Origin of the sequence: Microbacterium galbum (assembly GCF_032464915.1) — a bacterium.
Taxonomy (GTDB): Bacteria; Actinomycetota; Actinomycetes; order Actinomycetales; family Microbacteriaceae; genus Microbacterium; species Microbacterium galbum.
In genome coordinates this window covers 1,213,045-1,236,352 of sequence record NZ_JAWDIS010000001.1, presented here as the reverse complement: position 1 = coordinate 1,236,352, position 23,308 = coordinate 1,213,045, and the positions used below count along the sequence as shown (strand labels likewise).

Sequence of the window (23,308 nt, the reverse complement as noted above, 5' to 3'; positions counted from 1 at the left end):
CCCGGCCGCTGCGTCACCGAGACGGAGCGGCGGTCGAGCCGCGGTCGACCAGCTCGAACGGCAGCGTTCCGCGACCGCGGGCCGGCTCGGCGCCCTCGAGCTCGGCGAGCACGGCGTCCGCGGCGCGTTCGCCCTGGCCCCGCGCGAACTGGTCGACCGTGGTCAACCCGAACCAGCGGCCGAGCTCATGTCCGTCGACGCCGATGATCGAGACGTCCTCGGGCACGCGCAGCCCGCGTTCGCGCGCCGCGAGGATCGCGCCGATGGCCATCTCGTCGGATGCCGCGAACACCGCTGTCGGTGCATCGGCGGCCTCGAGGGCGCGCGCTGCTGCCGCCGACCCGCCCTCGATGGTGAAGTCGGCCGGCTCGACGCGGGCGTCGGTGATCCCGGCCTCGGCGAGCACCTCCTCGAAGCCGCGTCGACGCAACGACGGCACGGTGGATCCGGCGTCGATGACGGCATCCGCGCCGATGTGCGCGAGGCGGCGGTGCCCCAACTCGAGCAGGTGCGTGGTCGCGAGGCGACCGACGGCCAGGTCGTCGACGGTCAGGGTGGTCAGCAGGGGGTTGGGTCCGGCGATCGCGACGATCGGGACGCCGAGGCCGCGCAGCGACGCCGACTCCTCGGCATCCAGCTCGAGGGCGATCGTGATGACCGCGTCGATCCGGCGGCGGCGCAGGTGGTCGTCGAAGACGCGGCGGCGTTCGGCGGGGTCGGCGCTGACGCTGTAGAGCGTGATGTCGTAGCCCTGGCGCACGAGGGCGTCGGAGATGCCCGCCAGCACGGTGCTGAAGAACCACCGGTCGAGGAAGGGCACGACCACTCCGACCGCTCGCGTGCGCCCCGAGGCGAGGCTCGATGCGGCGGCCGACGCCACGTACCCGAGCCTTTCGGCCGCGGCGACCACGCGATCGCGCGCCGCGGCCGAGACAGGGCCGCGCCCGCTCAACGCGCGCGAGACCGTGGCCGTCGACACTCCCGCCGCGCGGGCGACGTCGTCGATGCCGACCACGGTCTCGTGCGTCGTCCGAAACGGTGGATGCCGCGGCTCAGGCCGCCGCGATCCAGACGGTCGTGTCGGCGGGCAGGCGGTCGCCGTCGAGGGGGCCGCTCGCGATCAGCACCTCTCCGGCGGGCAGCTCGACGGCGGCATCGCCCAGGTTCGCGACGACGAGCAGCGACCCGTTGCGGAACGCCACGACGTCGTCCCCGAGACCGTCGACCCACTCGAGGTCTCCGGCGCCGAGGTTGCGGGCGCGGCGCTCGGCGAGAAGCGAGCGGTAGAGCGTGAGCGTCGACGAGGGGTCGTCGACCTGCTGGTCGAACGCGAGGTCCGCCCACTCGGCCGGCTGGGGCAGCCACGACGCACCGGTGTCGTTGAACCCGTATGCCGGCGCATCGGCCGTCCAGGGCAGCGGCACGCGGCATCCGTCGCGGCCGTAGCGCTCGCCGTTCGTGCGGAACCAGGTGGGGTCCTGGCGGGCGTCGTCGGGCAGATCGATGACCTCGGGCAGGCCGAGCTCCTCGCCCTGGTAGAGGTACGACGAGCCGGGCAGTGCGAGCATGAGCGACGTGGCGGCGCGGGCGCGACGCAGGCCCTTCACCGGGTCGGGCTGGCCGGGGGAGGCCGGGCCGATGCCGGCGCCCTGCGGGTTCTCGGCCGTCAGTGCCAGGCGCGAGGCGTGACGCACGACGTCGTGGTTCGACAGCACCCACGTGCTCGGGGCGCCGACGGCGCCGTACTCGTCGAGCGACTCCGTGATGACGTCGCGGAGGGCGGCGGCATCCCACTTCGTCTCGAGGTAGTGGAAGTTGAACGCCTGGTGCATCTCGTCGGGGCGCACCCACAGGGCGGTCTGCTTCACCGTCGGCAACCAGGCTTCGGCGCAGAGGGCACGGTCGCCGTCGTACTCGTCGAGCACCTCGTGCCACTCCCGCCAGACGTCGTGCACACCGGGCTGGCCCCAGTAGGGGACCTCCTCGGCGTCGCCGCCCATGGAACCCGCCTCGGGGTCGGGGCTGTAGTCGGGCAGGCCCTCGGCCTTGATGAGGCCGTGCGCCACGTCGACGCGGAATCCGTCGACCCCGCGGTCCAGCCAGAACCGCAGCACGTCGCGGAACTCCGCGCGCACCTCCTCGTTGGTCCAGTCGAAGTCGGGCTGGCTCTCGTCGAAGATGTGCAGGTACCACTGGCCGGGCGTGCCGTCGGCCTCGGTCACGCGCTTCCACATGCCGCCGCCGAACACGCTCTCCCAGTTGTTGGGGGGCAGCTCGCCGTTCTCCCCCTTGCCGTCGCGGAAGATGTACCGCGCGCGCTCCGGGCTGCCGGGCGCAGCCTCGAGCGCCTGCTGGAACCACACGTGCTGATCGCTGGAGTGGTTGGGGACGAGGTCGACGATGACCCGGATGCCACGCTCGTGGGCCCCGGCGAGCATCGCGTCGAAGTCGGCCAGGGTGCCGAAGATCGGGTCGACATCGCGGTAGTCGGCGACGTCGTAGCCCGCGTCCTTCTGCGGTGAGGTCTGGAAGGGGCTGAGCCAGATGGCATCCACTCCCAGATCGCGCAGGTCGTCGAGGTGCGCGGTGACACCGGGCAGGTCGCCCAGGCCGTCGCCCGAGGCGTCGGCGAAGGAGCGGGGGTAGATCTGGTAGATGACGGCGGTGCGCCACCACTCGGAGCCCGGGGCCGAGACGAGATCGGCGCGCGCGCCCTCCTGCGTGAAAGTCATGCGCCCCACGTTACTGCAAGCGCTTACACTCACGTCAACCGCTCCCTCATCGCTTCGTACGCCCGCCCCCCTCCGCCGCGTCGAGTGTCCAGAACACGCCGTGATCGCGCGGGCTGCTGCGGCGTGTTCTGGACTTTCGACGGGGGAGAGTGCGGGGGCGGCAGGGGAGAGCCGCGATTAGGCTGGGGCGGTGCCCGACGCCTCCGCCCTCTCCCGCGCTGAATCGCTGATCACCAGCATCCCCGACTACCCGAAGCCGGGCATCGTCTTCCGCGACATCACCCCGCTGCTGACGGATGCCGCAGCCCTGCGGACCGTCGTCGAGGCGCTCATCGAGCCCTTCGCGGGCCGCTTCGACGCTGTCGCGGGGGTCGAGGCGCGCGGGTTCCTGCTCGCCGGCGCCGCCGCGATCGCCGCGAACGTGGGTCTCATGCCGATCCGCAAGGCGGGCAAGCTGCCGCGCCCCGCGGCGACGATGTCGTACGACCTCGAGTACGGCTCGGCGCAGATCGAGATGCACGACGACAACGCCGCGGGCGCGCGCGTCCTGCTTCTCGACGACGTGCTCGCGACCGGCGGAACCCTGCGCGCCGGGCGCGACCTGCTCGAGGCGGTGGGCAGCGAGGTCGTCGGGATCGCGACGCTGCTCGAGATCGACGGCCTCGGTGGCCGCGACGTGCTCGGCGACGACGTGCACGCGGTCTTCCGCGTCTGAACGGCTGCGTTCTCCGCGTCTGAGACGCGGCACGGAGATCCGGCTCACCGCGGCGTCCGACGGTGCACGCCGACGTGGCGAGGTCACCACGGGTCGACTCCTGGCGCGCCTGCCCGCGGCGCCACCGTCATTCGTGCGCGGCACTCCGCGTGAGAAGGTCGGGGAGCGGCTGCTCGGCATCGGCGACCTCCGTGAACGTCGCGGTCACGTGCGACAGGGGCGGAGCGGTCATCACCTTGGTGATCACGGCGCGCGCGGCCAGCCCGAACCGGGTGCGCGGGTAGGCGAAGCGCAGCATCCCGCGGGGGATGCCCTGGATGCGGTCGACGAGCGGTCGCATCCAGGCGTCCATCTGCTCCAGTGCGTCGTCGAGAGCGTCGCGGCCCGGTCGCCCCTCGATCTGCGAGAGGAATGCCGCGAGCACGTAACCGCCGGTCAGCGCGAGCGACGCGCCCCCGCCGCCCATCGGTGTGACGCACCACGCCGCGTCGCCGATGACGCACACACGCCCGCGGTGCCATCCGGGCATGCGGATCTGCGTCAGCTCGTCGATGTAGACGTCGTCGGAGTCGTCGAAGCCGTCGAGCACGCGCGGAGCCTGCCAGCCCGCGTCGGCGTACCGCTCGCGCAGTACGCGCAGGGCCTCCTCGCGGTCGCGGGAGGCGAGGTGATCGTCGCCGGCGTAGGCGAGGATCGCCCGGGTGGTGCCGTGGGGGTCGGGACGCAGGTGCACCTGCCGGCCCTCGACGGCGTTGTACCAGCGCCAGCGGTCGTCGTCGTCGGGCGTGCGGGGGATCGTGCCGAACGCCATCGTCACCCCGAGGGGGCGGGCGTCGATCTCGGTCGACGCGAAGAGGAGGTCGCGAGTGCTCGAGCGCACCCCCTCGGCGACCACGAGGAGGTCGGCCTCGAGCCGCTGCCCGTCGTCGATGGTCACGACCACCCGATGCTCGTCGGTCTCATCGACCTCGGCGATCGACGCTCCGTAGACGACGGGCGTGCCGACGGGGAGGGCGTCGAGGATCGTGCGCGCGAAGTCGCCGCGCAGCACCTCGAGTTCGGCCGTCGCCCCGTCGGCTCCGTTCGAGGGGAGCTCACCGATGACCTCGCCTCTCGCGTCGACGATCACCGTCCCCGTCTCGGTCGTGTTCTTCGCGCGGATGGCGTCGGTGAGTCCCATGCGCTCGAGCACGTCTTTCGCGACCCCGCGGACGTCGACGTTCTGGCCTCCGTCGCGGAACGACGTCGACTTCTCGATCAGCGTCACCTTCCACCCGATGCGGCGCAGCCACCAGGTTGCGGACAGGCCGGCGATGCTCGCGCCGGAGACAAGGGCATGCGGGGCGGTCATGGGAACTCCTCGAGGTCGGTAGAGAAAGCTTTACGGCAAAGTCACTTGACTGTAAAGTCATTGCGTGACCGGATCCGATGCGCTCTCCACCTCGTGGTCGACAGACGAGGTCGCCGTCATGCACGGCCTGCGTGACTGGTCGCTGGCCTCCGAGGAGCTGCACCGCCACCTCTCGGCGTGGATGGCGCTCCCTGTGACGGATGCCGACGCACTCGGCCGCATCGTGTGGGCTGAGCAGTCGGGGCACCCGCTGTCGCCCGCTGAGCTGGCGCGGCAGATCGGGATGACCTCCGGGGCCGTGTCGGTGCTGATCGACCGTCTCGAACGGGCCGGGCACGTCGAGAGGCACCGTGGCGACGCCGACCGTCGGCGCGTGAACCTGCGTCCGACGTCGGCGGCGAGGGCGGGGACGGCGGATTTCCTGGACGCGGCCGGAACGGAGATCGCCGCCGCCGTGCGCGACACCCCTGCCGAGGAACTGCGTGTGGTGCGCGCGTTCCTGGACCGCATGACCTCGGCGTCGGGGGCCGCGAACACACGATTGCGCGCGGGCTGAGCGCGGCCGTCTCTGCTGCGCCGACCCGCGAGGCTCCGGAGGTGGTTCCGCTCAGCGGCGCAGCACACCCTCGACGGAGTCGCCGAGGCGCAGGCCGTCGCGATCGACCCAGTACCGGCGTTCGAGCCGCAGGCCCGCGACCGACTGCACCGATCTGACGCCGGCGAGGGTGCCGAGGTCGTCGCGCACGAAGCGGGCGAGATCGACGGGCCCGGCGAAGACGCCCGCGAGGCTGACCGGCGCCGAGCCGGTGACGGTCGACAGCAGGCGCACGCTGGGGTGCGCGGCGAGGGTGTCGAGCGCGCCGCGGATGTCGCGCGGCCGGACGTCGATGGTGACGACCGCGTTGAGGGGGAAGCCCATGAGGTCGGGCTGGATCTCGATGCGGGGGGAGATGGCCCCGGAGTGGATGAGGAGCCGCATCGCGCGGGCGGCGGTCGTGGGCGAGACGCCGAGCGTGCGCCCCACCTCGGCGGCGGTGACGCGGCCGTTCGCGCCGAGCATCCGCATGGTCTCGAACTCGAGGTCCGACAGCTGTTCGAGGTCGCGGAGCGGTTCGCCGTCGGCCACGGAGGAGTGCTTCTCGAGCTCCGCGGTGCGCGCGGCGTCGAGTCGGCGGTACCGCCACGATTGTCCGACCTTCGCGGGCTCCAGGATCATCCGGCTGTCGATGGCGCGCACCCCGGGGATGGAGGGGATCGTCGAGGTCAGCAGGTCGTGGGGGTCCGACCCGCGCAGCGGGAACAGGTTGGCGTAGATGTCGGCCGCGCCGCTGGTGCGGAGCACGAACTGCACGTCCGGAATGCGCAAGAGCTCGCTCACGACGGCCTCGGAGTGCCCGGGGGTGGAGGTGACCCACAGCTCGAACGGGTTGCTCGAGGTGATCAGCTCCCAGGCGAACCGACCGACGACCCGGAGAAGGCGTTCGTCCTGCAGGCGCGCGAGGCGCCGGGAGGCGGTACTGGTGGGGATGCCGAGGATGTCGGCCAGTGCGGCCGTGGGGACGCGGGGGGCGATGTGCAGGGCCGCCACGATGTCGAGATCGGTCTCGTCGAGCTGGGGTCGGACCGCGCGCGGGTCTGATCGGTGCACGGTCTCAACCTATCTCAGCCGCCTCTCGCTGGCCGGAACGCGAATATCCCATTCGAGGAAACACGAACGACACATTTGCCCATCATGCTTGCCTCCAAGTTTGTTTATTCCTACAGTTGCCTGCATCGATGACGCAGGTGTCGTCGAGGGCCAGGAGGATCGCATGGACGAGCAGCAACCGTGGCAGTGGGACGAGAGCGTGTGGCGCGGCCACGTGGAGCACGTCCGGGCGGGGCGCCGGCTCGTGCACGACGACCCCGCACAGCGATGGCCGTCGGGCGCGCGGGTCGCCGTGCTGCTGTCGTTCGACTCCGACCACGAGTCGATCCCCCTCCGCGACGGGGAGACGTCACCGGGTCGGATGGCGCAGGGCGAGTTCGGCGCACGGTTCGCGGTGCCCCGGATCCTCGACCTGCTCGCCCGGTACGAGGCGCCCTCGTCGTTCTACATGCCCGCGGTCTGCGCTCTGCTGCGGCCGGACGAGGCGCCGTCCTACGTCGCGGGCGGTCACGAAGTCGCCGTGCACGGCTGGATCCACGAGCGCAACACCGCACTCGGCCACGACGACGAGCTCGAGCTCGTCAGCCGGTGCCTCGATGTCTTCGAGCGGCAGATCGGACATCGCCCGACCGGCATCCGGACCCCGTCGTGGGACTTCTCGGGGTCGACGCTCGCCGTCATCCGCGAGCTCGGGTTCGTGTACGACTCCTCGCTGATGGCGGATGCCGACCCCTACGAGCTGCTGGAGCACGGCGAGCGCACCGGGGTCGTCGAGATTCCGGTCGAGTGGATCCGTGACGACGCCCCGTACTTGATGATGGACCGCTTCGGCGGCCTCCGTCCCCACATGCCGCCCCGCAGCCTCCTGCAGATCTGGATCGACGAGTTCGACGCGGCGCGCGAGGAGGGCGGGGTCTTCCAGCTGACCATGCACCCGCACATCATCGGGCACCGCTCGCGCCTGCGGATCCTCGATGAGCTGCTCCGTCACATCCGCTCGTTCGACGACGTGTGGATCGGCACCCACGCCGACCTGGCCGCCCACGTGCGCCCCCTCCTCTGACCCGCACCGCCTCGAGAGAGAATGCAGATGACCTCCACCGCACCCGAGACCGTCCACGCGACGAAGCTCAGCAAGAAGGGCAAGAAGGCGATCGTCGCCGGCTCGATCGGCAACGCCGTCGAGTTCGTCGACTGGGCCGTCTACTCGACGTTCTCGTCGATCTTCGCCCACCACTTCTTCCCCGCGGGCAACGACGTCGCGGCCCTGCTGTCGACGCTCGCCATCTTCGCCGTCGGCTTCATCATGCGTCCCATCGGCGCCGCGGTCATGGGCACGTACGCCGACCGTTTCGGCCGCAAGAAGGGCCTGCTCTTCACCATCACCCTGATGGCGGTCGCCACCCTCGTGATCGGCCTCGCTCCGACCTACGAACAGGTCGGCATCTTCGCGCCGCTGCTGCTCGTGCTCGCCCGCCTTGCCCAGGGCTTCGCCGCGGGCGGGGAGTTCGGCTCGGCGTCGGCGTTCCTCGTCGAATCCGCTGCTCCCCAACGGCGTGGATTCGCCGGATCGTGGCAGCAGGTCTCGGTCGCCGCGGGCGTACTCATCGCGTCGGCGCTCGGTTTCACGATCACGACCGCGCTGCCGCCGGAAGCGGTCGACAGCTGGGGCTGGCGCGCCGCCTTCATCTTCGCCGCCTCGCTCGGATTCGTCGGGCTGTGGCTGCGGCGGGGCATCGAGGAGACGCAGTCGTTCGCGACCGGCCGGGAGCGCGTCGACGGCTCCGCGAAGCCCGCCCGCCACAACGCCTTCGTGCGAATGTTCCGCGACCACCCCAAGGCCACGCTGCGCGTCTTCGGCATCACCATCGCCGGCACCCTGCTCTACTACATGTGGGTCAACTTCATGCCCACCTACGCGGCGGTCACCACGGGCATCCCGCTGAACCAGGCACTGCTGGCGAACGTCATCGCGATGATCATCTTCATCGTGCTGCTGCCCTTCGGGGGTCTGCTCTCCGACAAGATCGGTCGCAAGCCCACCATGGCGGCCTTCGCGGGCGGCTTCCTCATCTTCGCGTGGCCCGCCTTCCAGCTGATCGGCGGCGGATTCTGGGCGCTGCTGGCCGTGGAGATCATCGGCATCGTGCTGCTGGTCGGCTACTCGGCGAACTGCGCGGTGATCATGGCGGAGCAGTTCCCGCCCGAGGTGCGCGCGACGGGCATCGGCCTCCCGTACGCCCTCGCGGTCGCCTGCTTCGGCGGCACCGCGCCGTACATCACCACGTGGATGAACACGAACGGCTACGGCGGATGGGTCTGGCTCTACGCGTCCATCGCCGCGGCGATCGGCCTCGCGGTGTACCTCACCATGCCCGAGACCAAGGGCAAGGAGCTGGACTGATGCGTCACGTCCTCGTGACCGGGGCGGGGTCGGGGATCGGCCGCGAGATCGCCCTCGCCTTCGCACGACGCGGCGAGGCGCTCACCGTCGCCGACCTGCACGCCGAGCCCCTCGCCGAAACGGCCGCCCTGGCCCTCGACGCGGGCGCGCCGAGCTGCGCCACGACGACGGTCGACCTCCGCGAGGCCGACGCCCCCGCCGACCTGATGCGCACGGCGTGGTCGACCGCACCCGTCGACGTGCTCGTCTCCAGCGCGGGCGTGTACCCCGCGACGCCCTTCCTCGACCTCGACGCGCACACCTGGGACCGCGTGCTCGACGTGAACACGCGCGCGCCCGTGCTGCTCACCGTGGCTCTCGCGCGCCGCGCCATCGAGGCCGGGCGTCCGGCATCCGTCGTCAACATCTCTTCCGGAGCGGCGCTGCGCGCTCGACCGGGAGCGGCGCCGTACTCGACGTCGAAGGCGGCGCTGGAGGCCGCGACCCGGGCCTCGGCCCTCGAACTCGGGCCCCATGGCATCCGGGTCAACGCCGTCTCGCCGGGGTTCGTCACCGTCGATTCGCGCGTGAATCCCGTCACAGACGAGTACGCCGCCGCTGTCGGCGACACGCCTCTCGGTCGCCGGGGGACGCCCGCCGACATCGCCCGCGCCGTCGTCTGGCTCGCGGGTGGAGAAGCCGAATGGATCACCGGGGAGGTGCTGCGCGTCGACGGCGGATCGTCGACCGGCGCGTGGCACCTCCCGCAACACTGGGCCGCCACCGGCCAGGGAGAGCACGAATGACCTCGAATTACACGATCATCGGCGCGGGAGCCATCGGCGGCACCCTCGCGGTGCACCTGCATCGGGCCGGGGCGGAGGTACGCCTGATCGACACGGATGCCGAGCACATCGCCGCCGTGCGCGAGCGCGGCCTGCGCATCGAGCACCCCGGTGGGGCGTTCACGGCGCGCCTGCCGATCTCGACCCCCGAGGAGGCTCCCGACGAGCTCGGCGCGGTGCTCCTCGCCGTCAAGGCGCAGGCCACCGACGCCGTCGCCGAGTGGATCGCGCCGCGTCTCGCCCCCGACGGGTGGGTCGCGTCGATGCAGAACGGTTTGAACGAGGCCACCATTGCCCGGCACATCGGCGTCGACCGCACGGTCGCCGCCTTCGTCGACCTGTTCGCCGACGTCGTCGAGCCCGGTGTGGTGCGCGACGGCGGCATCGGCGACATCGCGCTGGGCGAGCACGCCGGCGGGTCCAGTGACCGCGTCCGCGCACTCGCCCACGATCTGCGCGAGTGGGGCACGCCGATCGTCTCCGACAACGTGCCCGGATTCCTGTGGTCGAAGCTGGGATTCGGCGCGATGCTCGTGGCATCCGCCCTCGCCGACGACGACATGGGCGACCTGATCGACCGCCACCGCGCGGGCCTGCACGCCCTCGTGCGGGAAGTGCTGGAGGTCGCGGTCGCCGAGGGGATCCACCTCGAGGGGTTCGACGCCTTCGTCCCCTACGACTACCTCGGCGAGGCGAGCGCCGCCGACGCCGCGACCGACGGGCTCGTGGCCTGGCTCGCCCGCCAGACGAAGAAGCGCTCGGGGATCTGGCGCGACATCGCCGTGCGCGGTCGGCGCACCGAGGTTCCGACGCAGTACGCGCCGGTGCTGGAAGCAGCCGAACGCCGGGGGATCCCGGCCCCGCTCACGCGGTGGCTGGTGTCGCGCATCGAGCAGCTCGAGACGCACGCCATCGCGATGGACGAGGCGCACCTCGACGAGCTCGACCGGATGGTGACGGCATGAGCGCGCTGGTCACGGCCGCCGAGGCCGCGCGCGAGGCGCTCGTCGCCGACCTGACGGCGTACACGCAGCAGGAGACCCCCTCGGACGACCTCGACGCCCTCGCGGGGGGACTCGCGTGGGTGCGCGCCTTCGTGACGCGCCACCTCGGCGCCCCCGACGCGGAGCGCGTGATCGACGCCGCTCCCCACGGCGATGTCGCCGTGCTCGACTGGGCGGCGACGGGCGGCGGCGCGGGGTCCGTCGCGATCCTCTGCCACTACGACACCGTGTGGCCCCTCGGCACCCTCGCCGAGTGGCCCGTCACGGTCGACGGCGATCGGCTCACCGGCCCCGGCGTCTTCGACATGAAGGCGGGTCTCGTCCAGGCGACGCACGCGATCGCCATCGCCCGCGCTCAGGGACTGCCGCTGCCCGCCATCCGTCTCGTGCTCAACGGCGACGAGGAGATCGGTTCGCTCGGCTCCCGCCCGCACATCGAGGAGGCCGTCACGGGCCGCGACGCCGTGCTGGTCTTCGAGGCGAGCGCCCGCGGCGCGCTCAAGACGGCGCGCAAGGGCGTGGGGATCTTCCGCGTCACGACGCACGGCGTCGAGGGCCACGCGGGGCTCGACCCGGAGCGGGGGGTCAGCGCCATCGACGAGATGGCCCGCGTCGTGCTCGCCCTGCACGCGCTCGCGGACCTCGGTGCCGGGACGAGCGTCAATGTCGGCACCGTCGCGGGTGGGTCCCGCTCCAACGTCACCGCCGGTCGCGCCGACGCCCTCGTCGATGTGCGCGTGACCGACGTGGCCGAGAGCGAAAGGATCGACGCCGCGCTCGCCGCCCTCGAGCCCCACCGCGCGGAGGCGACGTTGGACATCGCCGGCGGGTGGAACCGACCGGTCATGCCGCGGAGCGCATCGACGGTGGCGCTGTTCCGCATCGCAGAGGCGGTCTCGGCGGAGCAGGGATGGGCGGTCGAGGAGATCTCGGTCGGCGGCGCCAGCGACGGCAACTTCGCCGCCGCTCTGGGGCTGCCGGTGCTCGACGGCCTCGGCGCCGTGGGCGACGGCGCGCACGCGCGTCACGAGTGGATCTCCATCGACGGCATGGTGCAGCGCACGGCGCTCGCGGCCGGCATCCTCGTGCGCCTGGGCGGAGGGGATGCCGCGTGACCGGCATCGTCGAGCCGATGAGGCTGCGCGAGCTGACGCTGCGCAACCGCATCTGGATCGCCCCGATGTGCCAGTACTCGGTCGATGCGTACGACGGCATCCCCACCGATTGGCACCGGGTGCACTACGGCGCGCTCGCCGCGGGCGGCACCGGTCTGCTCGTGGTCGAAGCGACGGCGGTCGTCCCCGAGGGGCGCATCACCCGCCAGGACACCGGGCTGTGGAACGAGGCGCAGGTCGAGGCGTGGCGCGGCATCGTCGCGTTCGCCCACGCGCAGGGCGCGGCGATCGGCGTGCAGCTGAACCACGCCGGCGCCAAGGCGAGCACCTTCGCAGGCTTCGGCCGCGACGGCGACGAGCGGGGCTCCGTCCCCGTCGAGCAGGGTGGCTGGCAGACGGTGTCGGCATCGGACGCGCCGGTCATGGGTCTGGCGGCGCCGCGCCCGGCCACGACCGCCGAGCTCGAAGCCGTCGCCGAGGCGTTCGTGGCCGCCGCGCGCCGTGCGGACGACGCGGGCTTCGACGTGGTCGAGGTGCACGCGGCCCACGGCTATCTGCTTCACCAGCTGCTGTCGCCGCTGTCGAACCGCCGCGACGATCGCTACGGAGGCGACCTCGCCGGCCGGGCGACCCTGTTGCTCGACATCGTCCGTCGCATCCGAGCGGAGCTGCCGACGGTGCCGATCATCGTGCGGTTGTCGGCGACCGACTGGGTCGAGGGGGGTCTCACCCCCGACGATGCCGCCACCGTCGCGGGGTGGGCGGTCGAGGCGGGAGCGGATGCCGTGGACGCCTCATCCGGAGGGCTCGTGCTCGCCGACATCCCCGTCGGGCCGGGCTATCAGGCGCACCTCGCCGAGCGCATCACCCGGGAGGGTGTCGTCGCCTCGGCCGTCGGTCTGATCGAGACGGCGCAGCAGGCGGAGGAGGTCGTGCAGCGCGGCGTCGACGCGGTGCGTATCGGGCGCGCGGCCCTGCGCGACCCGAGCACGCCTCTGCGCTGGGCGCGTGAACTCGGCGCGACCGTCGATTGGATCCCGCCGCAGCGCCTTCGGGCGTACTGAACGCGGGCAGGCGCGGCCGCGACGGTCGTCCGGTATCGGCGCCCTCAGCCCAGGACGCTCGCGCCCAGCTCCACCGGGCTGCCCTCGATGTTGCCGACGATCCCCCGGATGACACCCGTCCCGTCCTCGCGGCGCAGGCCCTCGTACCAGGCCTGCGTCGCATCGACGTCGAAGGCGTGCGTCTCGAACGCCCGCTTCCGGGCGCGCAGCACGAGGTCGCCCGCGCGCTCGGTGCGGATGCGCTCATAGCGCTTCAGCGAGTCCTCGACGCCCAGGGTCGAGGTGGCGAAGACGATGCCGAGGGCGAAGCTGTCCTCCAGGGCCGAGCAGGCGCCCTGGCCGATGTCGGGCGCGGTGTTGTGCGCGGCGTCGCCGAGGATCGCGACCCTCCCGCGCACCCAGGTGTCGAAGGGGTCGATGTCCCAGATCTCCACGCGGTTGAGCGACTCGTCGGGGTCGATGCCGTCGAGCAGGGCCCGCACACCGGGGGCGCCCCACGCGCCGAACGCCTCCTCGAGCGCGGCCATGCGGTCCTCGAGCACCCCCGAGGGCCCCGGCACGTCGACGAAGAAGTAGAAGCGGTCGCCCGCGACGGGCATCACCGCGCACCGTTTTCCGTCGCCCACGTACGTCGTCCACTGGTCGAGCGGTCCGATGCGCTCGTCCGCGGCCACCAGACCGTTGTAGTTGACGTATCCGGAGTAGGACCGCTCGGGACGGATGCCGGTGGGCTCCGTCACGTAGTCCCGCACGATCGAGCGCGCCCCGTCGGCGCCGATGAGCAGGTCGGCGGTGTCGGTCGACCCGTCGGCGAAGGTCGCGGTGACGGTCTCGCCGTCGTCGGCCACGGCGACCAGCTGCATCCCGAGGCGGATGTTCGCCGGGCCGACGGCATCCATCATCAGGGCCTGCAGGTCGGCGCGGGCGACGGGATAGGGGCGCTGGCCCGTCTGCGCGGTCACGGGGGCGAGGCTGAAGCGGCAGAGCTCGGCGCCGGTGTGGCCGTCGTAGTAGGCCATGTCGTCCATCCGCCCACCGAGGGCGGCGACCTGCGGACCGAGGCCGAGCCAGTTGAGCACCTTCACGCCGTTCGACCACAGCGACAGGGCGGCTCCCACCGGGCGGTTCTCGCGCATGCGGTCGTAGACCACGACCTCGTGGCCGAGCTTCTGCAGGGCGAGGGCGGCCGAGGTTCCGCCGACACCCGCGCCGATGACGATGACCTTCATGACTCTCCTCAGCTGCCGCGGTAGGTCGAGTAGGCGAACGGGCTCAGCAGCAACGGCACGTGCAGATGAGCCTCGCCGGCGACGGTGAACGCGACCACCGCCACGGGGTGGAACGACGCGACGCCGCGCCCGCGGAAGTAGGCCCCCGTACCGAAGGTGAGGGCGTAGTCGCCGTCGCCGAGCACGTCGGGGCCGAGGGCGAGGCGACCGTCGGCGTCGGTGGTCGCGGAGTCGATCGTCGCGCCGTCGAGGTGGGCCAGCGTGACGGTGACGCCGGCTGCGGGGGTGCCGGCCGTGGCATCCAGGATGTGGGTGGTCAGGTGCGTCATCGCAAGACTCCTCGGGCGGCTCGTGCGGGGGTGAGGGCGCTGCGGGTCACTCCGCGTCCTCCGGTTCGGCGGGCGCGTCGTCGGCGAACGTGGTTCGCAGGCGCAGCAGGGCGATCTCGGCGAGCTGTCGCGTCGCCTCGATCGTCTCGGCCGCCGGGTCGTTCGTCAGCCGACGCTCGAGCTCGGCCCGCATCTCGCCCGGCGTGCGTCCGGCGGCGCGGATGAGGAAGACACGGCCGAAACGCCCCTCGTACGCGGCGTTCCCGGCGGCGATGGCCGCCACGTCGTCGTCGGCGGCGGATGCCATGGATCCCTGCTCGCGACGGGATGCCGTGGCCTCGGCCCCCTCGCCCGACACCTTCGCGCCGATGCGGGGGTGCGCGTGCAGGGCGGTGGCGAGGTCGTCGGGCGACCACGCCGACGCGAGGTCCGCGGCGTAGGCCGCGAGGGCGTCGACGTCGGCGTACGGCCGGGCGTCGACGATGGCGTCGACCCATCCGGGGACGTCGGCCCACACGCGGACCACGGCCGAGGCCTCCGCGTCGTCGAGGGCGTGGAAGTGGCGCAGGAGCATGCGGGCCAGGCTAGGCGGGCCGCGTTACGGGGCTGTGGCGCGATGTGTCGGCGATGTTGCTGTGGGGAACATTTCGGGCGTGTGCGGCGTCACGAGAACAGGGGATGCCACCGGAACAGGCCCATTCGGCGGATTCCGGCCTGTTCTCGTGCCGGCGCCTGTTCTCATGACGTGGCGGGTGCTCGGCGGGAACCGCCGGTGACGATCGCGCGCGTCAGGCGTGCACGATCAGCCAGTGCGCCACGGCATCCGTCCCGCCGGTGTTGTGCAGACGGTGGGGGACCGAACAGGGATAGCTGATCGCGTCGCCGGCGCGCAGGATGACGCGCTCGGCCTCGAAGTCGATGGTGAGCTCGCCTGCGACGACGGTGCCGACCTCGTATCCCTCGTGGTGGAAGAGGCCGTCGGCGCCGTGCGCGGAGGCCCCGGGCGGGTAGATCGACTCGAAGTAGTCGACGCCGGGGGAGGAGCCCGGGGTCAGGCGACGGAACGAGACGCCGCTGTCGAGCACGATGTCGGGCGATTGCCCCGCGCGCTGCAGGGTGAAGCCCGAGGGCCCGACGGGATCGACGGGACGATCGGATGCCGGATCGAACGCCGCGACGAGCGGCACGCCGAGGGCGTCGGTGATGGCGATGAGCCGCGAGACGCTCGGCTGCATCACTCCGCGCTCGATCTGCGAGACGGCGCTGGGGGAGATGCCGAGGGTCGCGGCCAGCGCGCGTGCGGAGATGCCGCGGGCCTGACGGAGGTCGCGGATGCGCGCCCCGACGGATGCCGACGGCTCGGCCGCCACGGCCGCGTCGTGTTCGACGGCGTCGGCGAGGGGCGGCTGCGTCATGCCCCCGAGTCTAGGCAGCCGACGAGTGTGAAGGAGCGACTTCACATACTCGTTACATGAGCGAAACCGCCACGGTCGTGTGAACCCATAACTTCACATCAGAGCTCCACTCCGGCCGCGGACTCCACGTCGTGGCATCCATCCGTCCTGAGAGGAATGACATGACATCCACCCCGCTCACCGGCCCCCACGATCTCGTGGAGGCCGCCGGCCACCCCCACGGGGGCGGCAACATGAAGCCGCACTACGACGACCGGCTCGCCAACGAAGACCTCGCTCCACTGCGGAAGCAGAAGTGGTCGAGCTACAACATCTTCGCGTTCTGGATGAGCGACGTGCACTCCGTCGGCGGCTACGTCACCGCCGGCTCGCTCTTCGCCCTCGGCCTGCAGTCGTGGCAGGTGCTCGTGGCGCTGATCGCCGGAATCGTCATCGTGCAGGTGTTCGCGAACCTCGTCGCCAAGCCGAGCCAGAAGACCGGCGTCCCCTACCCGGTGATCAACCGCGTCGTGTTCGGCATCCGGGGTGCGAACATCCCCGCGATCATCCGCGGTCTCATCGCGATCGCCTGGTACGGGGTGCAGACGTTCCTCGCGGCCGAGTCACTGAACATCGTGTTCCTGAAGTTCATCCCGGGTTCGGCGGCCCTGCTCGACGTGTCGTTCGCGGGCCTGTCGGCGCTCGGCTGGATCTCGTACGCGATCCTGTGGACCGCGCAGTTCCTGCTGTTCTGGAACGGCATGGAGGTCATCCGCCGCTTCATCGACTGGGCGGGTCCGGCGGTCTACCTGGTGATGATCGTCCTCGCCGTCTACCTCGTGTCGCAGGCCGGCATCGAGAACATCTCGTTCACCCTCTCGACCACCCAGCTCGACTTCTGGGCCTCGATCCCGGTGATGTTCGCCGCGATCGCGCTGGTCGTGTCGTACTTCTCGGGCCCGATGCTCAACTTCGGTGACTTCGCCCGCTACGGCAAGAGCTTCGCCGCGGTGAAGAAGGGCAACTTCTGGGGCCTGCCGATCAACTTCCTCTTCTTCTCGCTCCTCACTGTCATCACCGCCTCGGCCACGGTGCCCGTGTTCGGTGACCTCATCACCGACCCGATCGCGACCGTCGAGCGCATCGACACCCCGTTCGCGATCCTGCTGGGCGGACTCACCTTCGTGACCGCCACGGTCGGCATCAACATCGTCGCCAACTTCATCTCCCCCGCGTTCGATTTCTCCAACGTCGCCCCGAAGAAGATCTCGTGGCGCGCGGGCGGCATGATCGCGGCGGTCGGCTCCACGTTCCTCATGCCCTGGAACTGGTACTCCAACAGCGACGCCATCCACTACTCGCTCGGCGTGCTGGGTGCGCTGATCGGCCCGCTCTTCGGCATCCTGATCGCCGGCTACTACTTCGCGGCGCGTCAGCGCGTGAACGTCGACGCGATGTTCACGATGGATGCCGCGGGCCCCTACTGGTACCGCAACGGATTCAACCCGAACGCGGTGAAGGCCGTCATCGCCGCGGGCGTGCCGACGGTGGCGATCGCGATCTTCCCGAAGCTCTTCGCCGACCTGGGGATGTTCGACGTCTCGGCGGTCAGCGACTACAGCTGGTTCATCGGTTGCGCGTTGGGCCTGGTGCTCTTCCTCCTCTTCGAGCGGCTCGATCCCCGCGTCCCGACCTTCGACGGCGAGACCGAGGGGATCTCCGACGGGACGACGGATGCCGTCGAGGCCCCCGCCGAGGCCGATGCCCTCGTGCTCGCGCGGACGGCTGCGGACGCCACCGACGCCCCCTCGGGCGCGCCGTCGCCGCAGCGGGCGCCGGGCGTCGCCGGTGGGCGTGAGGCGCTCGCGTGAGGATCCTGCTCCTGAACCCCAACACCTCCCGGGCGATGACCGCGAAGATCGCGGATGCCGCTCGGGGGGTGGCGGGGCCCGACGTGGTCATCGACGCCGTATGCCCGGCGACCGGAGCGCCGGCCATCGAGAGCCACGTCGACGAGATCGCGGCGGCGGCGGCGGTCGTGGAGCTGATCGTGGCCGATCGCGACGGCGTCGACCCGGCGGACGCCTATGTGATCGCGTGCTTCGGCGACCCGGGGCTCGACGCGGCGCGCGAGCTGGTCGAGGTACCCGTGATCGGGATCGCCGAAGCAGCCATGCATCTGGCTGCGGTGTCGGGGCGGCACTTCGGCGTCGTGACGACGCTGAGCCGCACCCTCGGCCGGGCTCGCGACCTCGTCGCGCGGTACGGCATGGATCGTGCCTGCGCCTCGCTCGCGGCCACCGGCATCCCGGTGCTCGATCTCGAGGACACGGGCTCCGTGGCGGTGGAGACCATCGCCCGCTACAGCGCGGATGCCGCGGCCTCCGGCGCCGACGTGATCGTGCTCGGCTGCGCGGGAATGGCGGATCTGTGCGCCGAGCTCACGGCCCGCGTCGGGGTACCGGTCGTCGACGGGGTGGCGGCGGCGGTGGGGATGGCATCCGGGATGGTGCGGATGGGCTTGGGGACGAGCAAGCGCGACGAGTATGCGGCGCCGCCGGTTCGCGAGCCGGTGCGCGCGGGGAGCGGCTTCGCGGCGACGGTGGGGCCGGAGCGTCGGGAGGCGGCGTTCGCGGGTGGCCCCGGGGCGTCGGTCGTGCCCGGTGTCGGGGGTGCGGCGTTCGCGGGTGGCCCCGGGGCCACTGCGCACGCCCCGGGGCCACCGGCGGCATCCGGCTGCGAGATCCCGCGCGGGGGCTCCGGACACCGGCGCGACTCCTCCCCAGGTGGCGCAATTCCGGGTGTTCCCACAGATGTTGATGACGGTTACATTCGTGAAACGCAGGGCGCTTAGCGTGAACGGCATGAGCACACGGATCGCCGCGCGTCGGGTCTTCCTCGACGGCGCCTTCGCGCCCGCCACCCTCGTGATCGACGACGGTCACATCGCGGCGCTCGAGTCCTTCGACGCCACCGCCGACACGGTCCTCCCGCAGGACGCGACGCTGCTGCCGGGCCTGGTCGACTCGCACGTGCACTTCGACGAGCCCGGCCGCACCGAGTGGGAGGGCTTCGCGACGGGAACGGCGGCCGCGGCAGCGGGCGGCGTCACGACGGTGGTCGACATGCCGCTGAACAGCGTCCCCGTGACGACCTCGGTGGAGGCGTTGGATGCCAAGCGAGCGGCCGCGCGCGGCAAGCTCGCCGTCGACGTGGCGTACTGGGGCGGCGCGGTGCCCGAGAACCTCGGGTCGTTGCGCGCCCTCTCCGACGCCGGCGTCGTCGGTCTCAAGTGCTTCCTCTCGCCGAGCGGCATCGACGAGTTCGGCCACCTCGACGCTGTTCAGCTCGAGCAGTGCCTCGCGGAGCTCGCGGTCTTCGACGGCCTCCTCATCGTGCACGCCGAAGACCCCGCTCATCTGCCCGCGCACGGCGCGCTCGGACCCCGGTACCGCGACTTCGAGGTCAGCCGCCCGCCTCTGAGCGAGCGCGCGGCGATCGAGCGCGTGATCGGTGCCGCCCGCCGAACGGGCGCCCGCGCGCACATCGTCCACGTCTCCGACGGCGGCGCGCTCGACGCGGTGCGGGCGGCCAAGGCCGAGGGCGTGCGCCTCACGGTCGAGACGTGCCCGCACTACCTCACGCTCGATGCCGAGGAGGTGCCCGACGGCGCGGGGGCGTTCAAGTGCTGCCCGCCCATCCGCGGCGCGGGCAACCGCGATCTCCTGTGGGCCGGAGTCGTCGACGGGACGATCGACGCCATCGTGAGCGATCACTCGCCCGCGACGGTCGAGCTGAAGAGCAACCCCGACTTCGGCCTCGCCTGGGGCGGCATCGCGGGCCTGCAGACCGGTCTCTCGGCCATCCACACGACCGCGCGCGAGCGGGGGCTCGCGTTCGAGACCCTCCTGCCGCTCATGACCACGGGGCCCGCGCGCATCGCCGGTCTCGCAGGCCTCGGAGTGATCGAGCCCGGCGCTCCGGCGCACCTCGTGGCCTTCGCCCCCGACGAGCAGGTCGTGGTCGACGCGGCGAGTCTCGAGTACCGCAATCCGGTGTCGCCGTGGCACGGCAGGACGCTGACCGGCGTCGTACGCGAGACCTGGGTGCGCGGTTCGTCGGTCTATCGCCGAGGGGCGCCCGTCAGCGAGCGGGAGGGGCGCGAGCTCCTGCGCGAGGCCGCGGCGGTGCAGGCGTGACTGCCGCGCCCGAGGCCCACGAGCCCGTCGCCTCCGCCGGAACGGAGGTCCCTGAGCCCGTCGAAGGGACCGGCTCTCACGCCCGCACGTCGACACCCGTCCCCATCCTCCAGCCGGGCGTCGGGTTCGTCCCCGGCGACCACTACCTTCCCGCCACACCCGCCACCGTGATGTGGGGGCGCCTTCCGTGCGCGGCCGATGCGCCCGCGCTCGAGATCGGCTCGGGCGAGAGCGTGACGTTCGACACCGTCAGTCACGAGGGCATCCTCGACGACCAGGGCAAAGACCCCCTCGCCTTCTTCGCGGCCCACGGCGTGCCCGCCGATCACGTGCTCGACGACGCGATCGAGATCGCGGCATCCGTCGCTCGGGATCCCTTCGCCGACGGACCGCACGTCGTGGTGGGGCCCGTGCACGTGCGCGGGGCCCGCCCCGGCGATCTGTTGAAGATCACCGTCGAGACCCTGACCCCGCGCGTCCCGTACGGCGTGATCTCGAACCGCCACGGCAAGGGGGCGCTGGTGGGCGAGCTGCCGCGCGGCGAGCACAACGTCAGCGTCTTCGCCGCCGTCGCCGAGCGCGAGGGCGTGCTGCACGGAACCCTGCCGATCGTCGAGGGCGACGACCCGATCGTCGCTTTCCCGCTCGCCCCGTTCCTCGGCACGATGGGCGTGGCCGTCGCGGCCGACGAGCGACCGCACTCGGTGCCGCCGGGCACGCACGGCGGCAACATCGACATCAACCTTCTCGTCGCAGGCACCACGCTGTTCCTGCCGGTGCAGGTCGACGGGGCCCTCGCGTATGTCGGCGATCCCCACTTCGCCCAGGGCGACGGCGAGGTCGCGCTCACCGCGCTCGAGGCCTCGTTGCGCGCGACGCTGCGCTTCGAGGTGATCCCCGCGGATGCCGCCCGCGCGGCGTTCGGCGAGGTGACCGGCCCGCTCGTGCGAACGCCCGAACATCTCGTGCCGACCGGCATGGACCCGGACCTCGACGCCGCGATGCGCGCGTGCGTCCGTGCATCGCTGGCGCTCATCGGGGGACGGTGGGGCATGGACGAGCACCTCGCCTACGCCTATCTGAGCGCCGCCACCGACTTCGACATCTCGCAGGTGGTCGACATCGTCTCGGGCGTGCACGCGCGGATCCGTGAGGCGGATTTCGCCGAGATCCCGTCCGTGGAGCCCGTGCCGCTCGCATCTGCTCACGAGGGAGGCGTCGCGTGAGCCCGATCCTGGCCGCAGCCCTGGCCCGCGCCGAAGCGGCTGACGTGTGCGTCGAGTCGGCGACCGACGTCGCCGCGCCGCTGCCGCCCGCGAATCGCGTGTCCGGGAGTCCCGAACGAATCCCTCGGCTGTCGGTCTTCCGCGGACACCCGACGCAGCAGAAAGGCGGGCGACGCTCATGACGGATGCCGAACAGGGACAGGCCGTGGCCGTTCCCGCAGACGACGCAGCGATGCCGGACGACCTGCGCGCAGCTTTCGACGCCTACGAGAGCGCGATCGTCGCGAACGACCTCGACGCTCTCGACGCCTTCTTCGCGCCCGGGACGCAGACCCTCCGAGGCGACACCGCGGGTCTGCTGGTCGGGCACGACGCGATCAGCGGTTTCCGGGCTCTGCGCGGCGGCGTGCCGCCGCGCGAGATCGCCGAGATCCACTACCGCCCTCTCTCCTCGGGACGCCGGGCCGCACCCGTCGCCTCGGACGACGTCCGTGACGATGCCGGCGCCCCGGGCACCCCGGCAGGCAGCGACGACGGCGATGTGGCCCTTCTCGTCTCGGTCTCGGCGTTCCGAGGCGGTGGGCGCGGTCTGCAGACGCAGATCTGGCAGCGCATCGACGGGCGATGGCTCATCACGGCCGCCCACGTCACCCCGCGGACTCCCGCGCTCGACCGCACGATCTGGCGCAGCGTCGGCGACCCGTTCCTGCAGGGCGCGTGGGAGGGACCGCTGGCGGGCCTCACGGTCGCGGTGAAAGACCTGTTCGCGATCGCGGGCTTCCGCATCGGGGCCGGCAATCCCGCCTATCTCGAAGAGGCACGCCCCGAGAAGGCCACGGCCCCCGCCGTCGCGGATCTGCTGAGAGGGGGTGCCTCACTGCGCGGCATCGCGCGCACCGACGAGTTCGCCTACTCGATCGCGGGCGACAACGTGCACTACGGCACCCCGCCCAACGGTGCCGTCGTCGGAGCCCTCCCCGGCGGGTCCTCGAGTGGACCGGCGTCGGCCGTCGCCCTGGGCCACGCCGACATCGGCCTCGCGACCGACACGGCCGGTTCCATCCGCGTGCCCGCGTCGTACCAGGGTCTGTGGGGGCTGAGAACGACCCACGACCTCGTTCCGCGCCAGGGCATGCTGCCCCTCGCGCAGTCGTTCGACACGATCGGCTGGCTCACCCGCGACGGCGACACGCTGCAGCGCGTGGCCGACTGGTGCCTCAGCTACGACGGCTCGGCCTCGACCGAGAGCGTCTACGGAGCCTCGGGCGATGACCTGCCGTGGCGCTTCCTTGTGCCGGAAGAGATCCTCGACTGCGCCGACCCCGACACGCGCGAGGCCTTCTCGCGGTTGCTGGCGGCGCTCGCGGCATCCGACGATCCGCCGTCGTTCCGCGCCGTGCACACGGGCGAGGTGGATGCCGCCTTCACCGCGTTCCGCACCGTGCAAGGCGCTGAGGCCTGGCGCAACGACGGCGAGTGGCTGCGCGCGCACCCCGGGGCCGTGGGGGAGGCGGTGGCCGAGCGCTTCCGCGCCGCGTCGCAGATCACCGCCGCCGAGGAGTCCCGCGCCCGCGCCGACCTCGAACCGATCGCCGCGCACCTGGCGGAGCTCGTCGACGGCGCCGTGCTGATCTTCCCGACCGTCCCCGGCCCCGCGCCGTTGCGCACCGCCGACGTGGATGCCGTCCGCGCGGCGACCCTGCGCATGACCGCCCCCGCGGCGGCGGCGGGCCTGCCCGCGATCTCGGTGCCGCTCCTGACGGTCGGGGGTGCGCCGGTGGGCGTGTGCCTGGTGTCGCGCGCCGGCACCGACATCGCGCTCGTCCGCCTCGCCCGTCGGCTGGCTGCGCTGATCGGGGCGGGGGACGGGCGATGAGCCGCCGGCCGGCCCCGACTCGGTCGGCGGCCCGCTCCGTTCCGGCGGCGCCTCGCTCTGCGCCGGCACAACCCCTGCAGTTGCGCCGTTCGGCGGCATCCGACGCCTCGATCGCCCGGATTGCCGAAGTTGTGCCGACCCGCGGCACCGCTCGCCCCGTGCCGATCCGCGTCGCAGCTCGCCCCGCGTCGCTCCACC

At 72.0% G+C, this 23,308-nt stretch carries 21 protein-coding genes; 13 read left to right on the top strand and 8 right to left on the bottom strand.

The window, feature by feature from the left end; genetic code table 11:
• Positions 1 to 13 precede the first annotated feature (13 nt).
• Both RWH45_RS05800 and RWH45_RS05795 read right to left on the bottom strand, forming a co-directional pair.
• The gene (locus RWH45_RS05800) at positions 14 to 1,015 is read right to left on the bottom strand and encodes a LacI family DNA-binding transcriptional regulator (protein ID WP_315993930.1); all 1,002 of its coding nucleotides are present in this window, start codon (positions 1,013 to 1,015) and stop codon (positions 14 to 16) included.
• 37 nt (positions 1,016 to 1,052) lie between these two features.
• Positions 1,053 to 2,732 (bottom strand): glycoside hydrolase family 13 protein, encoded by a 1,680-nt coding sequence (locus tag RWH45_RS05795; protein WP_315993929.1) that lies wholly within the window; start codon positions 2,730 to 2,732, stop codon positions 1,053 to 1,055.
• 190 nt (positions 2,733 to 2,922) lie between these two features.
• On the opposite strand from RWH45_RS05795, the gene RWH45_RS05790 reads away from it, so the two are divergent.
• Positions 2,923 to 3,447, top strand: coding sequence for an adenine phosphoribosyltransferase (locus RWH45_RS05790; RefSeq protein WP_315993928.1), 525 nt, complete (start codon positions 2,923 to 2,925; stop codon positions 3,445 to 3,447).
• A gap of 127 nt (positions 3,448 to 3,574) precedes the next feature.
• Here the strand turns inward: RWH45_RS05790 and RWH45_RS05785 are convergent, their stop codons facing one another.
• Complete coding sequence (locus RWH45_RS05785) at positions 3,575 to 4,798, bottom strand: FAD-dependent monooxygenase (RefSeq protein ID WP_315993927.1); 1,224 nt, start codon at positions 4,796 to 4,798, stop codon at positions 3,575 to 3,577.
• Positions 4,799 to 4,862: 64 nt separating this feature from the next.
• Between RWH45_RS05785 and RWH45_RS05780 the strand changes: the two genes are divergently transcribed.
• Positions 4,863 to 5,354: a MarR family winged helix-turn-helix transcriptional regulator gene (locus RWH45_RS05780; protein ID WP_315993926.1), complete on the top strand. Its 492-nt coding sequence runs from the start codon at positions 4,863 to 4,865 to the stop codon at positions 5,352 to 5,354.
• A 51-nt stretch (positions 5,355 to 5,405) separates the two neighbouring features.
• On the opposite strand, the gene RWH45_RS05775 is transcribed toward RWH45_RS05780, so the two are convergent.
• Complete coding sequence (locus RWH45_RS05775; RefSeq protein ID WP_315993925.1) at positions 5,406 to 6,446, bottom strand: Lrp/AsnC family transcriptional regulator; 1,041 nt, start codon at positions 6,444 to 6,446, stop codon at positions 5,406 to 5,408.
• Between the two features lie 163 nt (positions 6,447 to 6,609).
• Here RWH45_RS05775 and RWH45_RS05770 point away from each other — a divergent pair, with 163 nt between their 5' ends.
• From RWH45_RS05770 to RWH45_RS05745, 6 genes are read left to right on the top strand one after another with little or no spacing between them, the layout of a single operon-like run.
• On the top strand, positions 6,610 to 7,509 hold the full coding sequence (locus RWH45_RS05770) for a polysaccharide deacetylase family protein (protein ID WP_315993924.1): 900 nt from the start codon (positions 6,610 to 6,612) through the stop codon (positions 7,507 to 7,509).
• 27 nt (positions 7,510 to 7,536) lie between these two features.
• Positions 7,537 to 8,850 (top strand): MFS transporter, encoded by a 1,314-nt coding sequence (locus RWH45_RS05765; protein WP_315993923.1) that lies wholly within the window; start codon positions 7,537 to 7,539, stop codon positions 8,848 to 8,850.
• Positions 8,850 to 9,635 (top strand): SDR family NAD(P)-dependent oxidoreductase, encoded by a 786-nt coding sequence (locus RWH45_RS05760; RefSeq protein WP_315993922.1) that lies wholly within the window; start codon positions 8,850 to 8,852, stop codon positions 9,633 to 9,635. Before RWH45_RS05765 ends, RWH45_RS05760 begins: the two co-directional genes overlap by 1 nt.
• A complete protein-coding gene (locus RWH45_RS05755) occupies positions 9,632 to 10,639 on the top strand; it encodes a ketopantoate reductase family protein (protein ID WP_315993921.1) in 1,008 nt (335 codons plus the stop codon). The genes RWH45_RS05760 and RWH45_RS05755 overlap by 4 nt, the downstream gene beginning before the upstream one ends.
• Complete coding sequence (locus RWH45_RS05750) at positions 10,636 to 11,793, top strand: M20 family metallopeptidase (RefSeq protein ID WP_315993920.1); 1,158 nt, start codon at positions 10,636 to 10,638, stop codon at positions 11,791 to 11,793. Before RWH45_RS05755 ends, RWH45_RS05750 begins: the two co-directional genes overlap by 4 nt.
• A complete protein-coding gene (locus RWH45_RS05745) occupies positions 11,790 to 12,857 on the top strand; it encodes an oxidoreductase (protein WP_315993919.1) in 1,068 nt (355 codons plus the stop codon). Before RWH45_RS05750 ends, RWH45_RS05745 begins: the two co-directional genes overlap by 4 nt.
• 44 nt (positions 12,858 to 12,901) lie before the next feature.
• On the opposite strand, the gene hpxO is transcribed toward RWH45_RS05745, so the two are convergent.
• From hpxO to RWH45_RS05725, 4 genes are all read right to left on the bottom strand, one after another.
• The gene (hpxO, locus tag RWH45_RS05740) at positions 12,902 to 14,086 is read right to left on the bottom strand and encodes an FAD-dependent urate hydroxylase HpxO (protein ID WP_315993918.1); all 1,185 of its coding nucleotides are present in this window, start codon (positions 14,084 to 14,086) and stop codon (positions 12,902 to 12,904) included.
• Between the two features lie 8 nt (positions 14,087 to 14,094).
• Positions 14,095 to 14,415 carry a hydroxyisourate hydrolase gene (uraH, locus tag RWH45_RS05735; RefSeq protein ID WP_315993917.1) on the bottom strand — a complete coding sequence of 107 codons (321 nt, stop codon included), beginning with the start codon at positions 14,413 to 14,415 and terminating at the stop codon, positions 14,095 to 14,097.
• Positions 14,416 to 14,461: 46 nt separating this feature from the next.
• On the bottom strand, positions 14,462 to 14,989 hold the full coding sequence (gene uraD / locus RWH45_RS05730; RefSeq protein ID WP_315993916.1) for a 2-oxo-4-hydroxy-4-carboxy-5-ureidoimidazoline decarboxylase: 528 nt from the start codon (positions 14,987 to 14,989) through the stop codon (positions 14,462 to 14,464).
• A 214-nt stretch (positions 14,990 to 15,203) separates the two neighbouring features.
• Positions 15,204 to 15,830, bottom strand: a complete 627-nt coding sequence (locus RWH45_RS05725) for a helix-turn-helix domain-containing protein (protein ID WP_315993915.1) — start codon at positions 15,828 to 15,830, stop codon at positions 15,204 to 15,206.
• 161 nt (positions 15,831 to 15,991) lie between these two features.
• Between RWH45_RS05725 and RWH45_RS05720 the strand changes: the two genes are divergently transcribed.
• The 5 genes from RWH45_RS05720 (at position 15,992) to RWH45_RS05700 (ending at position 23,110) form a co-directional block, all read left to right on the top strand.
• Positions 15,992 to 17,680 (top strand): NCS1 family nucleobase:cation symporter-1, encoded by a 1,689-nt coding sequence (locus RWH45_RS05720; protein ID WP_315993914.1) that lies wholly within the window; start codon positions 15,992 to 15,994, stop codon positions 17,678 to 17,680.
• Positions 17,677 to 18,663: an aspartate/glutamate racemase family protein gene (locus RWH45_RS05715; RefSeq protein ID WP_315993913.1), complete on the top strand. Its 987-nt coding sequence runs from the start codon at positions 17,677 to 17,679 to the stop codon at positions 18,661 to 18,663. The genes RWH45_RS05720 and RWH45_RS05715 overlap by 4 nt, the downstream gene beginning before the upstream one ends.
• A gap of 10 nt (positions 18,664 to 18,673) precedes the next feature.
• Complete coding sequence (gene allB, locus RWH45_RS05710; RefSeq protein ID WP_315993912.1) at positions 18,674 to 20,008, top strand: allantoinase AllB; 1,335 nt, start codon at positions 18,674 to 18,676, stop codon at positions 20,006 to 20,008.
• Positions 20,005 to 21,234 carry an acetamidase/formamidase family protein gene (locus RWH45_RS05705; RefSeq protein WP_437127322.1) on the top strand — a complete coding sequence of 410 codons (1,230 nt, stop codon included), beginning with the start codon at positions 20,005 to 20,007 and terminating at the stop codon, positions 21,232 to 21,234. Before allB ends, RWH45_RS05705 begins: the two co-directional genes overlap by 4 nt.
• A 205-nt stretch (positions 21,235 to 21,439) precedes the next feature.
• A complete protein-coding gene (locus RWH45_RS05700; protein ID WP_315993911.1) occupies positions 21,440 to 23,110 on the top strand; it encodes an AtzH-like domain-containing protein in 1,671 nt (556 codons plus the stop codon).
• Positions 23,111 to 23,308: the final 198 nt, after the last annotated feature.